The 458-nt window shown below is 45.4% G+C and carries 1 protein-coding gene; it reads right to left on the bottom strand.

Translation table 11 applies throughout. The features are described 5' to 3' along the window. Positions 1-146: 146 nt before the first annotated feature. On the bottom strand, positions 147-458 hold a 312-nt coding region (locus tag FS806_RS26940), incomplete at its 5' end, for a transposase (protein ID WP_144942128.1).

Below are 458 nucleotides of genomic sequence, written 5' to 3'. Positions count from 1 at the left end.
AAACTAACTATATCCCCCTGACCACACATAAAAGCTCTGAATGCACATCAAACCCTGACTACACATAAAAGCTCTGAGTGCACATAAACCAATCCCACCCCTATGATCAAACCGAGTCATGGGGGATAGGATACTCTTTTCGTTGTTTAAGGCCTTTCCATCGATGTCCTTAAACAAGCACGGGCGAGATGATCAAAAATTGGGACTTTCTGCAATTGTAAATTCAGACGAAAACAGAATTCATCCAGGTAATGCTGTAAATATTTCGGTCCGATCCCGTTAAATACTCGATTGGTCCACGCTCTCGCTTTTCGCAAATAATTCCGCAGGGAAGGAACGCATTGATAATGGTAGCGTCTCGTCTCGATATCCACATCGAGTGCATCCGGGCTGACATGCTCCTTAATGAAGTGCTCGCCCGCAGACCGATAGATTCTGCCATCCTCCATATCTTCCGG

Origin of the sequence: Paenibacillus sp. 32O-W, assembly GCF_007679495.1 — a bacterium.
Taxonomy (GTDB): Bacteria; Bacillota; Bacilli; order Paenibacillales; family NBRC-103111; genus Paenibacillus_L; species Paenibacillus_L residui.
The sequence above is the reverse complement of the archived record's forward strand: the minus strand, read 5'-3'. Positions and strand labels throughout refer to the sequence as shown.